The 17,007-nt window shown below is 73.6% G+C and carries 18 protein-coding genes and 2 riboswitches; of the genes, 13 read left to right on the top strand and 5 right to left on the bottom strand.

Annotated elements, in window-relative coordinates; all coding sequences use genetic code 11:
- Positions 1-15: 15 nt before the first annotated feature.
- Positions 16-633, bottom strand: a complete 618-nt coding sequence (locus tag EV684_RS05380) for a UPF0149 family protein (RefSeq protein WP_132645168.1) — start codon at positions 631-633, stop codon at positions 16-18.
- A 183-nt stretch (positions 634-816) separates the two neighbouring features.
- Between EV684_RS05380 and EV684_RS05375 the strand changes: the two genes are divergently transcribed.
- The 3 genes from EV684_RS05375 to EV684_RS05365 are packed head-to-tail and all read left to right on the top strand — an operon-like array spanning position 817 to position 4,494.
- The gene (locus tag EV684_RS05375; RefSeq protein WP_132645167.1) at positions 817-2,490 is read left to right on the top strand and encodes a formate--tetrahydrofolate ligase; all 1,674 of its coding nucleotides are present in this window, start codon (positions 817-819) and stop codon (positions 2,488-2,490) included.
- A gap of 13 nt (positions 2,491-2,503) precedes the next feature.
- Complete coding sequence (locus EV684_RS05370; RefSeq protein WP_132645166.1) at positions 2,504-3,517, top strand: helix-turn-helix transcriptional regulator; 1,014 nt, start codon at positions 2,504-2,506, stop codon at positions 3,515-3,517.
- Positions 3,514-4,494 carry a 2-dehydropantoate 2-reductase gene (locus EV684_RS05365; protein ID WP_132645165.1) on the top strand — a complete coding sequence of 327 codons (981 nt, stop codon included), beginning with the start codon at positions 3,514-3,516 and terminating at the stop codon, positions 4,492-4,494. The genes EV684_RS05370 and EV684_RS05365 overlap by 4 nt, the downstream gene beginning before the upstream one ends.
- A 61-nt stretch (positions 4,495-4,555) precedes the next feature.
- On the opposite strand, the gene EV684_RS05360 is transcribed toward EV684_RS05365, so the two are convergent.
- On the bottom strand, positions 4,556-4,720 hold the full coding sequence (locus EV684_RS05360; RefSeq protein ID WP_132645164.1) for a DUF3149 domain-containing protein: 165 nt from the start codon (positions 4,718-4,720) through the stop codon (positions 4,556-4,558).
- A 152-nt stretch (positions 4,721-4,872) separates the two neighbouring features.
- Between EV684_RS05360 and EV684_RS05355 the strand changes: the two genes are divergently transcribed.
- From EV684_RS05355 to EV684_RS05345, 3 genes are all read left to right on the top strand, one after another.
- Positions 4,873-5,349, top strand: a complete 477-nt coding sequence (locus tag EV684_RS05355) for a thiosulfate oxidation carrier protein SoxY (RefSeq protein ID WP_132645163.1) — start codon at positions 4,873-4,875, stop codon at positions 5,347-5,349.
- A gap of 12 nt (positions 5,350-5,361) precedes the next feature.
- Entirely contained in the window at positions 5,362-5,676 is a 315-nt protein-coding gene (gene soxZ / locus EV684_RS05350) for a thiosulfate oxidation carrier complex protein SoxZ (protein ID WP_132645162.1), read from the top strand.
- Positions 5,677-5,779: 103 nt separating this feature from the next.
- A riboswitch (glycine riboswitch) is annotated at positions 5,780-5,879 on the top strand.
- 166 nt (positions 5,880-6,045) lie between these two features.
- Complete coding sequence (locus tag EV684_RS05345; protein WP_132645161.1) at positions 6,046-7,188, top strand: branched-chain amino acid ABC transporter substrate-binding protein; 1,143 nt, start codon at positions 6,046-6,048, stop codon at positions 7,186-7,188.
- A gap of 42 nt (positions 7,189-7,230) precedes the next feature.
- On the opposite strand, the gene EV684_RS05340 is transcribed toward EV684_RS05345, so the two are convergent.
- Genes EV684_RS05340 through EV684_RS05330 form a run of 3 tightly spaced genes read right to left on the bottom strand, consistent with a single transcriptional unit; the run spans position 7,231 to position 10,020 of the window.
- Positions 7,231-8,517 carry an NAD(P)/FAD-dependent oxidoreductase gene (locus EV684_RS05340; RefSeq protein WP_132645160.1) on the bottom strand — a complete coding sequence of 429 codons (1,287 nt, stop codon included), beginning with the start codon at positions 8,515-8,517 and terminating at the stop codon, positions 7,231-7,233.
- A gap of 10 nt (positions 8,518-8,527) precedes the next feature.
- Positions 8,528-8,866 carry a c-type cytochrome gene (locus EV684_RS05335; RefSeq protein WP_132645159.1) on the bottom strand — a complete coding sequence of 113 codons (339 nt, stop codon included), beginning with the start codon at positions 8,864-8,866 and terminating at the stop codon, positions 8,528-8,530.
- A gap of 38 nt (positions 8,867-8,904) precedes the next feature.
- Complete coding sequence (locus EV684_RS05330; RefSeq protein ID WP_242478589.1) at positions 8,905-10,020, bottom strand: YeeE/YedE family protein; 1,116 nt, start codon at positions 10,018-10,020, stop codon at positions 8,905-8,907.
- Between the two features lie 151 nt (positions 10,021-10,171).
- Positions 10,172-10,406: riboswitch (cobalamin riboswitch) on the top strand.
- A gap of 70 nt (positions 10,407-10,476) precedes the next feature.
- On the opposite strand from EV684_RS05330, the gene EV684_RS05325 reads away from it, so the two are divergent.
- The 7 genes from EV684_RS05325 (at position 10,477) to EV684_RS24515 (ending at position 16,998) form a co-directional block, all read left to right on the top strand.
- On the top strand, positions 10,477-12,318 hold the full coding sequence (locus EV684_RS05325) for a TonB-dependent receptor domain-containing protein (RefSeq protein WP_132645157.1): 1,842 nt from the start codon (positions 10,477-10,479) through the stop codon (positions 12,316-12,318).
- 11 nt (positions 12,319-12,329) lie between these two features.
- The gene (locus EV684_RS05320; RefSeq protein WP_132645156.1) at positions 12,330-13,646 is read left to right on the top strand and encodes a cobyrinate a,c-diamide synthase; all 1,317 of its coding nucleotides are present in this window, start codon (positions 12,330-12,332) and stop codon (positions 13,644-13,646) included.
- The gene (locus EV684_RS05315; RefSeq protein WP_132645155.1) at positions 13,646-14,527 is read left to right on the top strand and encodes an ABC transporter substrate-binding protein; all 882 of its coding nucleotides are present in this window, start codon (positions 13,646-13,648) and stop codon (positions 14,525-14,527) included. The genes EV684_RS05320 and EV684_RS05315 overlap by 1 nt, the downstream gene beginning before the upstream one ends.
- Entirely contained in the window at positions 14,524-15,444 is a 921-nt protein-coding gene (gene cbiB / locus EV684_RS05310) for an adenosylcobinamide-phosphate synthase CbiB (protein ID WP_132645154.1), read from the top strand. The genes EV684_RS05315 and cbiB overlap by 4 nt, the downstream gene beginning before the upstream one ends.
- The gene (locus EV684_RS05305) at positions 15,432-16,436 is read left to right on the top strand and encodes an aminotransferase class I/II-fold pyridoxal phosphate-dependent enzyme (RefSeq protein WP_132645153.1); all 1,005 of its coding nucleotides are present in this window, start codon (positions 15,432-15,434) and stop codon (positions 16,434-16,436) included. Before cbiB ends, EV684_RS05305 begins: the two co-directional genes overlap by 13 nt.
- A gap of 103 nt (positions 16,437-16,539) precedes the next feature.
- The gene (locus EV684_RS05300) at positions 16,540-16,851 is read left to right on the top strand and encodes a hypothetical protein (RefSeq protein WP_132645152.1); all 312 of its coding nucleotides are present in this window, start codon (positions 16,540-16,542) and stop codon (positions 16,849-16,851) included.
- Positions 16,852-16,863: 12 nt separating this feature from the next.
- The gene (locus EV684_RS24515; RefSeq protein ID WP_259375513.1) at positions 16,864-16,998 is read left to right on the top strand and encodes a hypothetical protein; all 135 of its coding nucleotides are present in this window, start codon (positions 16,864-16,866) and stop codon (positions 16,996-16,998) included.
- Positions 16,999-17,007: the final 9 nt, after the last annotated feature.

Genomic DNA, 17,007 nt, shown 5'->3' with positions numbered 1-17,007 from the left:
GCGCGTCGGCCGGAGTCAGAGCGCGGCGGCGAACTCGCGGATGCGCGGCACGACCTCGGCGACCGCACGCGACAGTTCGTCGCGTTCCAGCGGGTCCGCCAGCCGCTCGCGGTCGGCGGGCGCCAGGGCCTCGTCGTCGCCACCGAGCAGGGCCAGCGGCTGCAGCGCCGGGCCGTAGGCCGCGTCGTCGAACAGCGGCTCCCAGGCCGCGGCGTCCAGGCCGACCGCGGCCAGGAAACCGATGCACCAGTCCTCGGCGTCGATGATCTCGCCGTCCTCGGTCTCGGCGACGCTGAACACCGGCTGCCATTCGTCGGGCCGCGTCTTCAGCACGCTCTCGATCGCGTGCAGGTGTCGCAGCACGAGGAAGACGACGCGCTTGCGGCGCTTGCCGCTGGCAAACGGTGCCGGCCCGTCGCCGTCGCCGCCCCAGATCACCGGCATCCACTGCCGGGTGTGCAGCCGCACGAGGCTGCCGGGGCCGACCGCCAGCGCGGTCAGGTAACCGTCGAGCGCCTCGACGTTCATCGCCTCGTCGGCGGGAAGTTCCTGCAGCAGCGCGTCCAGTTCGTCGAGTTCGTCGTCGGCGAGCGGCGTGGTCTGCAGGGAAGGGTCGTATTCAGGATAGTCCACACTAGGGATTGTCCTATGTTGTGAGCGGTTTTTGGCGTTGTCGATCAAGCCGCCGGGCGGAGGACGGGTGCAGGCGTCGTGCCCGCCCGACGCCGGGCCCCGGCAAAGGGGCGCGGGCGGGGCAAAAACAGGCCTGCGGCAGCACAATCGCCCGCTTTGCCCGTCCTCTGATCCGGAGAGCCCGTGCCGAGCGACATCGACATCGCCCAGAAAGCCCGCCTTCAGCGCATCACCGACCTGGCCCGCGAGCGCCTGGGCATCGCCGACGAGCACCTCGTGCCCTACGGCCACTACAAGGCCAAGCTCACGCTGGACTACATCCGCGGCCTGGAGTCGCGCCCCGACGGCAAGCTGGTGCTGGTGACGGCGATCACGCCGACGCCCGCCGGCGAGGGCAAGACCACGACCACCGTCGGCCTGGGCGACGCGCTCAACCGCATCGGCAGGAAGACCATCGTCGCGCTGCGCGAGCCCTCGCTGGGTCCGGTGTTCGGCATGAAGGGCGGGGCGGCCGGCGGCGGCCACGCGCAGGTGGTGCCGATGGAGGACATCAACCTGCACTTCACCGGCGACTTCGCCGCCATCGCGCTGGCCAACAACCTGCTGGCCGCGGCGATCGACAACCACGTGCACCACGGCAACGCGCTGGACATCGACGTGCGCCGCATCGGCTTCAAGCGCGTGATGGACATGAACGACCGCGCGCTGCGCGAGATCACCGTCGGCCTCGGCGGCCCCGGCAACGGCGTGCCGCGCGAGGACGGCTTCGACATCGTCGTCGCCAGCGAGGTGATGGCCATCTTCTGCCTGGCCACGTCGCTGGCCGACCTGAAGCAGCGCCTGGGCAACATCGTCGTCGCCGAGACCCGTTCGCGCCTGCCGGTGCGCGCGCGCGACCTCAAGGTGCACGGCGCGATGGCGGTGCTGCTCAAGGACGCCTTCGCGCCCAACCTCGTTCAGACGCTGGAGCGCACGCCGGCCATCCTGCACGGCGGCCCGTTCGCCAACATCGCCCACGGCTGCAACTCGGTGCTGGCGACGAAGACGGCGTTGAAGCTCGCCGAGGTCGTCGTCACCGAAGCCGGCTTCGGCGCCGACCTGGGGGCCGAGAAGTTCCTCGACATCAAGTGCCGCAAGTCGGGGCTGCGGCCCGACGCGGCGGTCGTCGTCGCCACCGTGCGCGCGCTCAAGCACCACGGCGGCGCGCCGCTGGCCGAACTCGGCCGCGAGGACCTGGGCGCGCTCGAGCGCGGCCTGGACAACCTGCGCCGCCACGTCGACAACGTGCGCGGCGTCTACGGGCTGCCCTGCGTCGTGGCCGTCAACCACTTCAGCGCCGACACCGAGGCCGAACACGCGCTGCTGCGCGAGCGTGTGCAGGGCTGGGGCGTGCCAATCGCGCTGGCGCGCCATTGGGCCGAGGGCGGCGCCGGCGCCGAGGACCTGGCGCGCGAGGTCGTGCGACTGTTCGAGCAGCCGAGCGCGCCGCGTTTCGTCTACGACGACGAGGACACGCTGTGGGAGAAGCTGCGCAAGGTGGCCACGCGCGTCTACGGCGCCGCCGGCGTCGAGGCGCCGGCGGCGGTGCGCGCGCGCATCGAGCATCTGCAGGCCGAGGGCTACGGCCGCTGGCCGATCTGCATCGCCAAGACGCAGTACAGCTTCTCGACCGACGCCAAGCGCCGCGGCGCGCCCGAGGGCCACGTGCTCGACGTGCGCGAGGTGCGGCTGGCCGCCGGCGCCGAGTTCATCGTCATGGTCTGCGGCGACGTGATGACCATGCCCGGCCTGCCCAAGACACCCGCGGCCGAGGTGATCGACCTCACGGAGGACGGGCGCGTCGTCGGTTTATTCTGACCGTCGCCGCCCCATGTCCAACGCCGAACGCCTCTACAAGATCGAGCGCCTGATCCGCCAGCGCGGGCACGTCGCCTTCCAGACGCTGCTCGACGAGCTGGAGGTCTCGCGCGCCACGCTCAAGCGTGACCTGGAGTACCTGCGCAGCCGGCTGGGCGCGCCCATCGTCTACGACCGCGAGCTCAACGGCTACCGGCTCGACGAAGGCGCGCGCGGCACGCGCCACGAGCTGCCCGGCCTGTGGTTCGACGAGCGCGAGCTGTACTCGCTGCTCGCCGCGCACCAGCTGCTGGCCAGCCTGGACGACGACGGCACGCTGGCGCGCCACCTGCAGCCGCTGCTCGAACGCGTGCGCGAGATGATCGGCAGCGCCGAGGATGCGACGCTGATGCAGCGCGTGCGGATCGTCGCCGCGGCGCGGCGTGCGGTGCCGGCGCGCCATTTCGAGCGTGTCGCCGAGGCGCTGCTGGAGCGCCGCCGGCTGCACCTGCGCTACCTGACGCGCACACGCGGCGAGGTCGGCGAACGCGAGGTCTCGCCGCAGCGCCTGGTGCACTACCGCAACACCTGGTACCTGGACGCCTGGTGCCACCGCGCCGAGGGCCTGCGCCGCTTCGCGCTCGACGCGATGGAGCAGGCCGCGGTGCTGGAGGCCAAGGCGCTGGAGCTGCCGCTGGCGCGTGTGCAGGCCGAGATGGATGCCGGCTACGGCATCTACGCCGGCGGCACGCGGCGCTGGGCGACGGTGGCCTTCGCGGCGTCCGCGGCCGCCTGGGTGAGCCGCGAGGCCTGGCACCCCGAGCAGCAGGGGCGCTGGCTCGCCGACGGCCGCTACGAGCTGCAACTGCCCTACACCGACGACACCGAGCTCGTGATGGACCTGATGCGCCACGGCGCCGACGCCGAGGTGCTGTCGCCGCCCGAACTGCGCGCCAAGGTCGCCGCCCGCCTGCGTGCCGCGGCCGCGGTCTACGCCGGCGACGCCCCGTCTTCCACCAGCACCGCCGCCGGCGGCTCGACGACATGAAGGTCTGCATCCTCGGCGCCGGCGCGATCGGCGGCTTCATCGGCACCCGGCTCGCGGCGCGCGGCCAGGCCCAGGTCTCGGCCATCGCACGCGGCGCGACGCTGGAGGCGCTGCGGCGTCACGGCTGGCGGCTGCAGCAGGGCGGCGAGTCGATCCAGGCGCCGTGCGTGGCGGCGTCCGACGACGCCGCCGGACTCGGCGTCCAGGACCTCGTCGTCATCGCCGTCAAGGGCCCGGCGCTGACGCAGGTCGCGCGGGGCATCGCGCCGCTGATCGGGCCGCAGACCGTCGTGCTGCCGGCGATGAACGGCGTGCCGTGGTGGTTCGGCCACGGCGTCGCGGCGCTGGGTGACGCGCCGCTGGAGTCGGTCGACCCGGGCGGCGTCGCCGGCGCGGCGATCCCGTTCGAGGCCGTGCTCGGCTGCGTCGTGCACGCCGCGGCCTTCACCGCCGAGCCCGGCTTCGTCGTTCACAAGATGGGCGCCGGGCTGATCGTCGGCGAGCCGGCCGGCGGCGCCAGCGTGCGCGTCGACACCGTGGCGGCGCTGCTGCGCGACGCCGGTTTCGACGTCACGGCCTCGGCCGACGTGCGCCGCGACGTCTGGTACAAGCTCTGGGGCAACCTGACGATGAACCCGGTCAGCGCGATCACCGGCGCCAGCGCCGACCGCGTGCTCGCCGACCCGCTGGTGCGGGCGTTCTGCTCGCAGGCGATGCAGGAGGCCGCGGCGATCGGCGCGCTCGTCGGCTGTCCGATCGGGCAGACGCCGGAGGACCGCCACGCCATCACCGCCAGGCTCGGCGCCTTCAAGACCTCGATGCTGCAGGACGTCGAGGCCGGCCGGCCGATCGAGCTCGACGCCATCGTCGGCGCGATGCGTGAACTCGGCCAGCGCCTGGGCCGGCCGACGCCGGCGATCGACGCGCTGTTCGGCCTGACGCGGCTGTTCGCCCGCCAGCGCGGGCTGTACACGTGAAAACGCCGGCCCGGGGCCGGCGTTCTGGCTGCTGAGGCGCCCCGGTTGGCGCCGCCCGGGCTCAGCGGCGAGCCTGGGCCGCTTCGGCAGCAGCGCGTGCGCTGTCTTCGCGCATGTGCTTGAGGAAATAACGCAGGTAGAACGCACCCATTCCCAGCGTCACGACGATCACGGCCAGACTCATCAGGCCGACGTCGGTGGAAAAGAGGACGGTCATCGCAGTCATGTCAGGGGCTCCTCGGCGGGCTTGATCTGTATCGATCGGTGGCATTGGGCGCCCGACACAAGGCAAGAAACTTGTCGTAACTCAAAGAATGGGCCCAGGGCTCGGACTCGGTCCAGAACGTGGCGGGCGCCGGGCTGGGCCACAATGTTTCGATGGACCGCCCCCCGCCCGACCCGCGACGCCGAGAGGCGCTGAGTGCCTCCGCCGCCGTCGCGGCGCTGCTGCTGGCACAGGGGCTGTGGCCGCGCGAAACCAGCGCGGCGTCGCTGTCGCAGGCCTTCGAGGCCCGATCGCTGGCCGAGCTGAATGCCGCGCTGGGCTGGACAGCGCCGCTGCCGAGCCCGGCGGTCACGCTCGCCGGCCCGGACATCGCCGAGAACGGCGCCGCCGTCGAACTGACGCTGGCCACGACGCTGCCCGGCGCGCGCCGCCTGCTGCTGCTGGTCGAGAAGAACCCGGCGGTGCTGTCGGCGCTGTTCGAGCTCGGCGAGGACGTGGTCCCGGAGTTCGTCATCCGCGTCAAGATGGCGCAGTCGTGCAATGTCTGGGCGGTGGCCACCACCGCCGACGGCCGCGTGTTCTACGCGCGCCGGGACATCCGCGTGACGCTCGGCGGCTGCGCCGCCTGAAGGGGACACGCCATGGCCGCTGCCCCGATCCTTCTTCGCGCCCAGCAGCAGGGTGATCGCACCGTCGTGCGCGTGCTGATGGCCCACGAGATGGAGTCCGGCCAGCGCAAGGACGGCGACGGCCGGCCGATCCCGGCCTGGCACATCCAGGACGTCGCCGTGACGCTGGAAGGCCGTCCGGTGCTGACGCTGCGCTTCGGCCCGTCGGTGTCGAAGAACCCGTTCCTGCGTTTTGCGCTCCGGGGCGGCAGGGCCGGCCAGCGGGTCGCTGTCTCCTGGGTCGACACGCGGGGTGAACGCCGCAGCGCCGAGGCCGTGATCGCCTGATCCGGTGTGGGAGCTTGCTGCGGGTTTCCACCGGGTTCGCAGGCATAATCGACTGCTTCTAACCCGGCTGGTGGTGATTCCGCCGCCGGGCAGGCCAAAAGCCCGAATGGCATCGGGAGAGACCGCGCGTCCACCCTTTTCGCGCGGCGCCGAAGGAGCAACCACCCCGGAAACTCTCAGGCACCATGGACCGATGCCCTGGATGAACTCTGAAGAAGCGCCGGCTGCGTGACGTCCGCCGGTGCGCCGAAGGAGCAAACGGCGCCGGGCGGCCGCTGTGAATCTCTCAGGTTCCAGGACAGAGGGGGTGACGCTGCGCAAAGGGCGCGGCGCCGGCATGCCTACGACGTCCTGCTGAGAGACCCGAACATGACTGCCTTCCATCCGCGCCTTTCCCTGCTCGCCCTGGCCTGCGTGGCCGTTTCCGCGTCGGCCGCCGAGCCGATCGTCGTCAAGATCGGTCACGTCGCCGCGCTCAGCGGCCCGGCCGCCCACCTCGGCCGCGACAACGAGAACGGCGTGCGCATGGCGATCCAGGAGCTGAGCGCCAAGGGCGTGCAGATCGGCGGCCGCCCGGTGAAGTTCGAGCTGCTCGCCGAAGACGACGGCGGCGACCCGAAGCAGGGCACCGCAGCCGCGCAGAAGCTCGTCGACAGCAAGGTCAACGGCGTCGTCGGCCACCTGAACTCGGGCACCGCGATCCCGGCCGCACGCATCTACAGCGACGCCGGCATCCCGCAGATCGCGCCGTCGGTCACCAACCCGCGCTTCACCCGCCAGGGCTTCAAGACGACCTTCCGCATGGTGGCCGACGACGCCCAGCTCGGCGGCACGCTGGGCCGCTACGCGGTGAACACGCTGAAGGCCAAGACCGTCGCCGTGATCGACGACCGCACCGCCTACGGCCAGGGCGTGGCCACCGAGTTCGAGAAGGCCGCCAAGGCCGCCGGCGCCAACGTCGTCAAGCGCGAGTTCACGAACGACAAGGCGACCGACTTCACCGGCATCCTCACCGGCATCAAGGCCGCCAAGCCCGACGTCATCTTCTACGGCGGCATGGACGCCGTCGGCGGCCCGATGCTGCGCCAGATGAAGCAGCTGGGCATCACGTCGAAGTTCATGGGCGGCGACGGCGTCTGCACCGCCGAGCTGCCCAAGCTCGCGTCGGGCCAGGTGCCTGACGGCCAGGTGGTCTGCGCGATCGCCGGCGGTGTCGAAGGTGCGCAGAAGCCGGTGATGGACAAGTTCAAGGCCGACTTCAAGAAGAAGTTCGGCACCGAGGTCCAGATCTACTCGCCCTACACCTACGACGCGACCAAGGTGCTGGTCGAGGCGATGGTCAAGGCCGGCTCGGCCGACCCGGCGAAGTACCTGCCGGTGCTGGCCAAGATCAGCATGCCCGGCGTCACCGGCACGATCGCCTTCGACGAGAAGGGCGACATCAAGAACGGCGCGCTGACGCTCTACACCTTCAAGGGCGGCCAGCGCGAAGAGATCGCCGTCGTTCGCTGACGGCGGCGGCGGGCGGCACCCCCGCGGGTGCCGCCCGCAAGCTCACAGCGCCAGCGCGTCGGCCCAGATGTTCTCGGCCCAGGCTTGCGCGTACAGCGCCTCGGCGGTGTTCCAGTCCCTGGACACGCCGACCGAGGCCGGCACCGCCTTGAAGGTCTTCTCGGCGGCGTCGTAGGGGTGCACCGAGGCGACGTGCACCGCGTGCGTCGCCGACAGGTAGCTGTAGCAGGTGTTCATCACCAGCGGCGCCGGGTTCACCGGCTCGCCGCGCAGCCGCTGGATCACCGCCGCCGCCACCACCTTGGCGTGCTGGTTGGCCATGTGCCCGCTCTTGGGCATCAGCGGCGCCGAGAAGGTGGCGTCGCCGAGCACGTGCACGCCCGGCAGCGCCTGCGACTCCAGCGTCAGCCAGTCGACACCCACCCAGCGCCCGTTGACCGTCACCAGCCCCGCGTCCTGCGCCAGCCGGCCGGCCCGCTGCGGCGGGATGACGTTGAGCACGTCGGCCTTGACGTCCTCGAAGTCGAAACGCGCCAGGCGGCCGTGGACCTCGCGCAGCTCGGCGTCGGGGCGGTACTCGACGATGCCTTTCAGGTGTTCGCCGAAGGCGCGCTGGAACAAGGCCTTCTTCGACTGGATCTCGGTGTTGGCATCGAGCAGCAGCAGCTTGGCGCGCGGCCGCGCCTGCTTCAGCCAGCTGCCGATGACGGCCGCGCGTTCGTAAGGCCCTGGCGGGCAGCGGAACGGCGCACGCGGGATCGTGATCGCGACGACACCGCCGTCGGGCAGGGCCTCGAGCTGGCGGCGCAGCGCCAGCGTCTGCGGGCCGGCCTTCCAGGCGTGGGTCACGGTGCCGGCGTCCAGCGCCGGCTGCAGCCCCGGGATGCCCGCGGTGTCGAAATCGATGCCGGGCGCGACGATCAGCCGGTCCCAGGGCAGGGTGCTGCCGTCGGCCAGATGCAGCAGCCGGCGTTCGGTGTCGATCGCCACCGCTTCGCCGCGCACGAGCTTGACGCCGGCGGCGGCCAGGCCGTCGTAGCCGCGCGTGATGTCGGCCAGCGTGCGCCAGCCGCCGAGCACCAGGTTGGAGATCGGGCAGGAGACGAAGGCCGCCTCGCGTTCGACCAGCGTGACCTCGACACCGCCCCACAGGCGCAGGTAGCGCGCCGCGGTGGCGCCGCCATAACCGCCGCCGACGACGACGACGCGCCCGGGTGTCGGCTTGGCGACGCGGCTGCCGGCGCAGCCGGCCAGCGCCAGCGTGCCACCGGCCAGCCCGGCGCCCAGCAGGCGGCGGCGCGACAGGGCGAAACGTTCGGGATGCTGCATCGCCGCGCTCCTAGCGGGCGCCGGCCGGCCGGGCCGGCTGCGCCGCGAACCAGTGCGCCGCCAGCCGCAGCTGCTCGTCGCTGTAGCCGCGCAGGATCTGCGCCATGATCGTCGACGGCTGCGCACCGCTGCGGTAGTCGGCGATCGACTGCAGGATGCGCTCGGCCGGCTGCCCCGCCAGCGACTTGATCGCGGTGCGCGAGCGGCCGTCGGTGCCGTGGCAGTTGGCGCAGGTGGCGGCCACCGAGCGCGCGGCCAGCGCCTCGTCGGCTCGCAGCTCGGCGGCGGCCGGCAGTGCCAGGCTCGCGGCGCCCAGCGCGACCAGCAGCGGTCGCATCGGCGATCTCATGTTCGGTTCCTCCGGTCGTGGATCGGGGTGTCGGGCCGTCAGGCGCCGCGCTCGACGCGCCAGCGCTGGAACTGCAGGCCCGCGAAGCCGCCGAGGACCATCGCCGAGACGGCGATGGCGCTTTGTGCGCAAAGCGTCGACAGGCCTGCGATGCCTTGCCCGACGGTGCAGCCTAGCGCGGTGACCCCGCCGGTCCCCATCAGGACCGCCCCGCACAGGTGCAGCGCCGTGTCCTCGGTGCCGGCGAAACCCTCCCAGCGAAAGCTGCGTGTGGCCATCGCGGCCAGGGCCGAACCGGCGACGATGCCGGCGGCGCTGCAGATGCCGACCGTCAGCGTCTTGCGGCTGTCGCTGAAGAACAACAGCCAGTCCAGCCCCCAGGCCAGCGGCGCGACCAGGCTCAGCGACTCCATGCGCCGCGAGTTCGTCGCCAGGAAGGCCGGCTCCAGTGTCTCGGGGTGTTCGGGCACGAAACCCAGCCGGCCCGACAGCCACCAGGCGGCGACCACCAGCGCACCGATGGCCGCGCCGCCGGCGACCTCGCGGCCGCGGCCTTCGGGCCGTGCCAGCACCCAGGCCAGCAGCGCCGCGGCCACCGCCGCGCCGAGCCAGGGGGCGAGCGTCTGCAGCGGCAGGCCGGTGGCGACGGCCAGCGCACCGGCCGCGTCCTGGCCGGCCGGCAGCTCGAAGGCGACGCGGTCGACGCTGGCCACGCGCAGCACGGCGCTCACGCCCTTCATCGCCGCGAAGCCGCTGGCGCCGACGACGAAGACGACGACCAGCGACTTCAGGCTGCCGCCGCCCAGGCGCACCAGGTTGCGTGCCGCGCAGCCCGATGCCAGCACCATGCCGACACCGAACATCGCGCCGCCGGCCAGCGCCGACAGCCAGCCCACGCGCGGGCCGCCGTACTGGCTGTCGCCTGCGCGCACCCAGCCCAGGCCCACCATCAGGTGAAAGCCCAGCACCGCGACGGCGACGGCCGCGACCCAGGCCCGCAGCCGCGTGTGGTCGCCGAAGGCGAAGACGTCGGCCAGCGCGCCCATGGTGCAGAACCGGGTGCGCTGCGAGACGGCACCGAAGGCCGCGCCGATGACGAAGGCGCCGGCCAGCAGCAGGCGCAGGTGGGCGTCGAGTTCTTCCGCAGTGGGCATGGCGGCATTGTCGCGGCGGCTGCCGGTCGTCCCGGCGCACGGCTCTTGCGCGATGCGCATGAGCTTGGGCGCCGGGCGAGGAAGACGGCCGAGGCGCGCTTGATTGTCGTCAAGGAAACGCGCAACGTGTCCCGACGCCGGCGAGGCCTTGCCTATCATGCGCGCCGTTGGTGCTCGTCCCCGGCGTCGTCCGGGACAGTTCAACGGGAATCAGGAAGGGGCGACACGGCGTCGCGCCGCGCCCCCAACCTGAGCTGCCCCCGCAACGGTAAGCGGTCGGAGCCTTCGCAGGCTTCCGCTCGTGTCGAATCCACTGGGTGAACACCTGGGAAGGGCACACGAGTCGCACCGCCAGCCCGGATACCGGCCAACGAGGGGGTGCGTGCGCAGGCTGCGCGTGCACCGTACAGCGGCGGCTGCGGGGAGGTGGTCGGCCGCGCCGACTCTGACTTTTCCATGTCGACTTCCGTCCCGGGCGGCAACGCCCCGCCGCGCTGCTGCGCTCTTGCTGCCCGTCTCGTGCTTGCCGCTGCCGTCTGTCCGGCCGCCTTCGCCCAGGCCGGCGAAGACCCGATCGTCATCACCGCCAGCCGCCTCGAAGAGCGGCTGTCGCAGACGCTGGGCGACGTTTCGCTCGTCGAGCGCAGCACGATCGAGCGCAGCGGCGCGAGCAACGTCGCCGACCTGCTGGCCCGCCTGCCGGGCATCGAGATCGCGCGCAACGGCGGCCCGGGCACCAGCACCAGCGTCTACGTGCGCGGCGGCGAGACGCGCCATACCGCGGTCTACGTCGACGGCGTGCGTGTCGACTCGCAGAGCACCGGCGGTGCGCCCTGGGAGCAGATCCCGCTGGAGCGCATCGAGCGCATCGAGGTGCTGCGCGGGCCGGCGGCGGCGGTCTACGGCTCGGACGCCGTCGGCGGCGTCGTGCAGCTCTTCACGCGCCGCGGCCAGGGCGCGCTGCGCACCCGCGGCGGCCTGGGCTGGGGCAGCCGCGGCACGCGCCAGGCCGACGCCGGCCTGTCCGGCGCCACCGGCAGCGTCGACTACGCGCTGTCGGCCGGCTGGAGCGACAGCAACGGCTTCAGCGCCCGGGAAGGCCAGAACCCCGACGCCGACGGCTGGCGCCGCGGCTCGCTGCAGGCGCGCGCCGGCTGGCAGTTCGCGCCCGAGCACCGCGTCGAGGCCTCCTTCCTGGAAAGCCATCTGCACGCGCAGTACGACGGCAGCACCACCGACGACGACCTGTCGCACCACGAGCTGCGCACCGGCGCGCTGGCCTGGCGCGGCCAGTGGAACGACGACGCGCTGAGCAGCGCCCGCCTGTCCGAGTCGCAGGGCAGCTACGAGACCGAGCCCAGCCCCTACCGCACCGAGACCCGGCTGCGTGACCTCGTGCTGCAGCACGAGCAGCGTGTCGCCGCCGGCCAGCGCCTGTCGCTGACGCTCGAGCGCCGCGAGGACCGGCTGGAGAACCCGGCGACCGCCCGCAGCGCGCGCCTGGCCGGCGAGCGCGCGCAGAACGGCGTCGCCGTCGGCTGGCGCGGCGAGTTCGGCGCGCACTCGCTGCAGGCCCATGCCCGCCACGACGACGACAGCGAGTTCGGCACCAAGAGCACCGGCAGCCTGGCCTGGGGCTGGCGCTTCGCGTCCACCTGGCGGTTCACGGCCTCGGCCGCGACCTCGTTTCGCGCGCCCACGCTCTACCAGCGTTTCAGCCAGTACGGCAACCCGGACCTCGTGCCCGAGACCGGCCGCAACCTCGAGTTCGGCCTGCGCCGCAGTGCCGGCGACGACGAACTGGGCCTCGTCGCGTGGCGCAACAAGGTCGACGAGCTGATCGCGTTCGGCGCCGCCGGGCCCTGCACCTCGACCTCCGGCTGCTACGAGAACGTCGGCAAGGCGAGCTACGAGGGCCTGACGCTGTCCGGCCGCACGCGCGTCGGCGCGCTGGCGCTGCGCGGCTCGCTCGACTTCCACGAGCCGAAGAACGAGCTGACTGGCACGCTGATCGCGCGCCGCGCCCGCCGCCTGGCGACGCTGGGCGCCGACACCGAGCTCGCCGGCTGGCAGCTCGGCGCCGAGGTCCAGGCTGCCGGCCAACGCTGGGACGACGCCGCCAACACCCGCCGCCTGGGCGGCTACGGTCTCGTCAACCTGAGCGCCGAACGCCGGCTCGGCGAGGGCCTCAAGCTGCAGGCGCGCATCGACAATGCCGGTGGCAAGGACTACGCGCTGGCGCGCAGCTACGCGGTCGCCGGGCGCAGCGCGTCCGTCGCGCTGCGCTGGACACTTTGAGGGGAGGGAAGATGGCCGCCGTCGTGCTCGTCGCCGCTCCGGCCTCCGGCCAGGGCAAGACCACCGTCGCCTGTGCGCTGGCGCGGCTGCACGCGCGCCGCGGCGCGTGCGTGCGGGCCTTCAAGTGCGGCCCCGACTTCCTGGACCCGCAGTGGTTGGCGCTCGCCAGCGGCCACCCGGTCGACCCGCTGGACCTGTGGATCAACGGCCCGGCCGACTGTGCCGCGCGCCTGGCGCGCGCGGCGGCCGGAGCCGATCTCGTCGTCGTCGAAGGCGTGATGGGGCTTTACGACGGCGAGCCCAGCGCCGCCGACCTGGCGCTGCGCTTCGGCCTGCCGGTGCTGGCGGTCGTCGACGCCTCGAAGATGGCGGGCACCTTCGGCGCCCTCGTGCACGGCTTGCGTCGCTGGCGCGACGTGCCCTGGGCCGGCGTGCTGGCCAACCGGGTCGGCGGCGAGCGGCATGCCGCGATGCTGCGCGAGTCGCTGGCCCCGGACGAGGGCTGGGCTGGCGCGTTGCCGGCCGACGCCGGCATCACGCTGCCCGAACGCCACCTCGGGCTGACGGCCGCCGGCGAGCTGCCCGATGCGCTGGCGCGGCTGGACGCCGCGGCCGACGCGCTGGCCACCACGCCGCTGGGCGCACGCACCGCGGCCGACTGGCCGCAGTGGGTGCCGCCGGTGGTCGCTGCGCCCGGCGCACCGCGCCGCCTTCTGCAAGGCCGGCGCATCGCCGTCGCGCGCGACGCGGCGTTCGCGTTCATCTATCCGGCGAATCTGCAGACCCTGCACGCGCTGGGCGCCGAGACGGTGTTCTTCTCGCCGCTGGCCGGCGACGCGCTGCCGGCCTGCGACGCCGTCTGGCTGCCCGGCGGCTACCCGGAGCTGCATGCCCAGGCGCTGGCCGCGCGCACCGACCTCGCGGCGCAGCTCGCGGCGCACGTCGCCGCCGACCGCCCGGTCTGGGCCGAATGCGGCGGCCTGATGGCGCTGGCCGAGACCCTGGTCGACGGCCAGGGCCGGGTGCACCGGCTCTGGGGCCTGCTGCCGGGCAGCGCGGTGCTGGGCCGGCGTGTCGCCGCGCTCGGCCCGCATCGCCTCGTCTTCGGCGGCGGCGAGCTGCGGGGCCACAGCTTCCACTGGTCGCGCTTCGAAACCGGCCTCGTGCCGACGCTGCACACCGAGCCCGCGCGCACCGCGGGCGGGCGGCTGCCGCCGGGCGAGGCGGTCTACGAACGCGGCGCGCTCAAGGCGAGCTGGTTCCACCCCTGGTTCGCGTCCTCGCCAGAGCTGGCGGCGCGGCTGTTCTCGCCTGGAGGGCTTGTCTGATGCTGCGGGGGTGCTGGGCGCTGGCCCTGATGCTGTTCGCCGCCGTGGCCGGCGCGGAGCCGATCGTCGTGCACGACGCGCGGGGCAAAGAGCTGTGGCTGGAGCCCTCGCCGCAGCGCATCGTCTCGCTGCTGCCGTCGCTGACCGAGACCGTCTGGGCGCTGGGTGCCGGCGATCGCCTGGTCGGCGTCGACCGCTATTCCAACTGGCCGCCGGCGCTGGCCGGGCTGCCGCGTGTCGGCGGCATGGAGGACGCGGTCGTCGAGGCCGTCGTCGCGCTCAAGCCCGGCCTGGTGCTGAGCTCGGACCTGTCGCGTGCCAGCGACCGCCTGGAGGCGCTGGGCCTGCGTGTGCTGCGCGTGCATGCCGAGCGCCACGCCGACACCGTCGAGGTCGTGCGCACGCTGGGCCAGGTGCTGGAGCGCCGCGCCGAGGCCGAACGCCTGCTGCAGCGCCTGGACCGGGAACTCGCCGCCGCGGCCACCCGCGTGCCGGCCGCGCTGCGTGGCAAACGCGTGTTCTTCGAAGTGCACGGCGGCTGGGGCGCGAGTGCCGGCTCCTTCGTCGGCGACACGCTGGCGCGGCTCGGGCTGGTGAACATCGTGCCTGCCGAACTGGGCGCCTTCCCCAGGCTGAACCCGGAGTTCGTCGTGCGTGCCGACCCCGACCTGCTGCTGGTGCAGCAGCGCGACGTCGCGACGCTGGCGGCGCGGCCCGGCTGGGCGGCGATGCCGGCGCTGCGCGCCGGGCGCGTCTGCGGCTTCGCGCCCGAACGTTTCGAGATGCTGATCCGCCCCGGCCCGCGCCTGGGCGAAGGCGCCGCGGCGATCGTCGACTGCCTCCAGCGGCTGGCCCCCGAGGCCGCCGCCGCACGCCGATGAACGCGGCACTCGTCTTCGCCGCCGCGCTGGCGCTGGCCTGGTGGATCGACCGGCGCTTCGGCGAGCCGCGCGACGCCTGGCACCCGGTGGCCTGGCTGGGCCACGCCATCATGCCGCTGCACCGCCGGCTGCCGACGCTGGCGCCGCGCGCGGCGCTGGTCGCCGGCACGCTGGCCTGGTGGGCGGTGGTCGGCGGCGTCGCCACGATCGCCTGGGCGCTGCAGGCGGCGCTGTTCATGCTGCCGGCCTGGGCCGCGGTGCCGCTGCTGGCGCTGGCGCTCAAGCCCTCGTTCGCCTGGCGCATGCTGCGCGACGAGGTTGCCGCGGTCGACGCCGCGTTCGGCACCGGCGGCCTGCCGGCGGCGCGCCAGCGCCTGCGCAGCCTGTGCAGCCGCGACGTCGAGCGGCTCGACGCCCGCGAGGTGCGCGAGACCGCGATCGAGACGCTGGCCGAGAACCTCAACGACTCCTTCGTCGCACCGTTGTTCTGGTTCTGCGTTGCCGGGCTGCCGGGCGCCTGGGCCTGGCGCGCGGTCAACACGCTGGACGCGATGTGGGGCTACCGCGGGCGCTGGGAGTGGGCCGGCAAGTGGTCGGCGCGCGCCGACGACCTGCTCGGCTGGCTGCCGGCGCGGCTGACCGCCGCGCTGCTGTGGCGGCCGGCGCTGGGCTGGGCGCCGCTGGCGCGCGAGGCTGCGCGCACGCCGTCGCCCAACGGCGGCTGGCCGATGGGCGCAATGGCGCTGCGCCTGGGCGTGCGCCTGGGCAAACCGGGCGTCTACACCTTGAATCAAGACGGTGTCGAAGCCGACGCCGCGGCGCTGACGCGCGCCCTGTCGATCGCCGGCGGCGGCGCGCTGGGCGCGCTGCTGGCGGCGCTGCTGTGGCACCTGGCGGAGTTTGCATGGACCTCCTGAGATCGGATCCGGCCGCGGGCCGGGTGCACGGCGGCCCCGACCGCCACGGGCCTGCGGCCTGGGACTTCTCGACCTGCGCCAACGCCGCCGGCCCGTGCCCGGCCGCCGTCGCCGCGCTGCAGCGCGTGGATCCGACGCGTTACCCCGACCCCGGCTACCACGCGCTGCGCGAGCGCCTGGCCGCATGGCACCGGGTCGAGCCCGCCCGCGTCGTGCTGGCCGCCAGTGCGAGCGAGTTCATCCAGCGCATCACCGCCGTCGGGGCGCGGCTGTCACCCGGGGCGGTGGCGCTGCCGGCGCACGCCTTCGGCGACTACGCCGCAGCGGCCCGCGCGGCCGGCCGGGCCGTCACCGTCGGCGCCGACCCCGCGGCGACGCTGCGCTGGATCGGCGAGCCGTCCAGCCCGCTGGGCCAGGACGCGCCGCCCCCGCGCGACCTGTCGCGTGTGCCGACCGTGCTCGACTCGGTCTACGCCCCGCTGCGCCTGGGCGGCGCGAGCCGCTGGAGCACACCCGACCGCCACGCGGCTTTCGTGCTCCATGGCCCGAACAAGGCGCTCGGGCTGTGCGGGCTGCGCGGCGCCTACGCGCTTGCCCCCGAGCCCGAGGCGGTCGACTGGGACGTCAGCGCCTGGACCGACGCGCTGGCCGCGGCCGAACCGTCGTGGCCGCTGGGCGCACACGCGGTGGCGATGATCGAGACCTGGACCGAACCGGCGACCCAGCGCTGGCTGGCCGGTGCCCGGCTGACGCTGGGCGGCTGGCTGACGGAGTTGCGGGCGATGCTGGAGGATCTGGGTTTCGAGATCCTGCCCAGCGCGGCCAACTTCCTCTGCGTGCGCCCGCCCCCCGGGGCTCCGGACGCCGCGGCGCTGCGCCGGCACGGCGTCGCGGTGCGCGACACCACCTCGTTCGGCCTGCCCGGCCACTGGCGCCTGTCGGCGCAGCCGTCGGCGGCGGTGGCCGCCTTGCGCGCCGCGCTGCGCGGCTGAACGCGGCGCCGCGCGGCGTGGAACCCGCCACGGGGTCATGGACACCGTTGTAGTTGAGAACGATTCTCAATACGATGGGATCGTCGTTTGCTCCCTGACCACCATGCAACACGCCGATCCTCTTGCCGATCCCGACGTCGCCGACGCCCTGCTGGCCTCCACCTCCGTGCTGATGGCGACCTGGGTCGCGCTCGGCCGCTGTGCGAGCGCCGCGCACGGCGGCGAGCGCGAACTCGTCGCTTCCCGTGTCGTCGAGAACCTCGCGCTCGTCGACTCGCGCGCGGCGGCGCTGGCGCCGCCGGTGCGCAGCTCGGTCCGGCGTGCGCTGGCCCAGTGGCGCGAGATCGCCGCGCGCCCGCCGGTGTCACCTCCGCTGCCGTCCGACCCCAGCGGCCTTGCCGCCCGCATGCACTGATCGGAGGCGGCGATGAACGACCCGATCCGCCTGGCCCTGCAGCGCCGGGAATGGCGCCGCCGCCAGCGCCGCCTGGACCTGACGGCCGCGGTGCTGCTGTGCCTCGTCGTCAGCCTGGTCTACTGGACCGTGCCGCTGGTGGCGTGAAAGGGCCGC

This window comes from Rubrivivax gelatinosus, assembly GCF_004340905.1.
Lineage (GTDB): Bacteria > Pseudomonadota > Gammaproteobacteria > Burkholderiales > Burkholderiaceae_C > Rubrivivax > Rubrivivax gelatinosus.
Note: the sequence above shows the minus strand (reverse complement) of the source record. Positions and strands in the feature narration are given on the sequence as shown.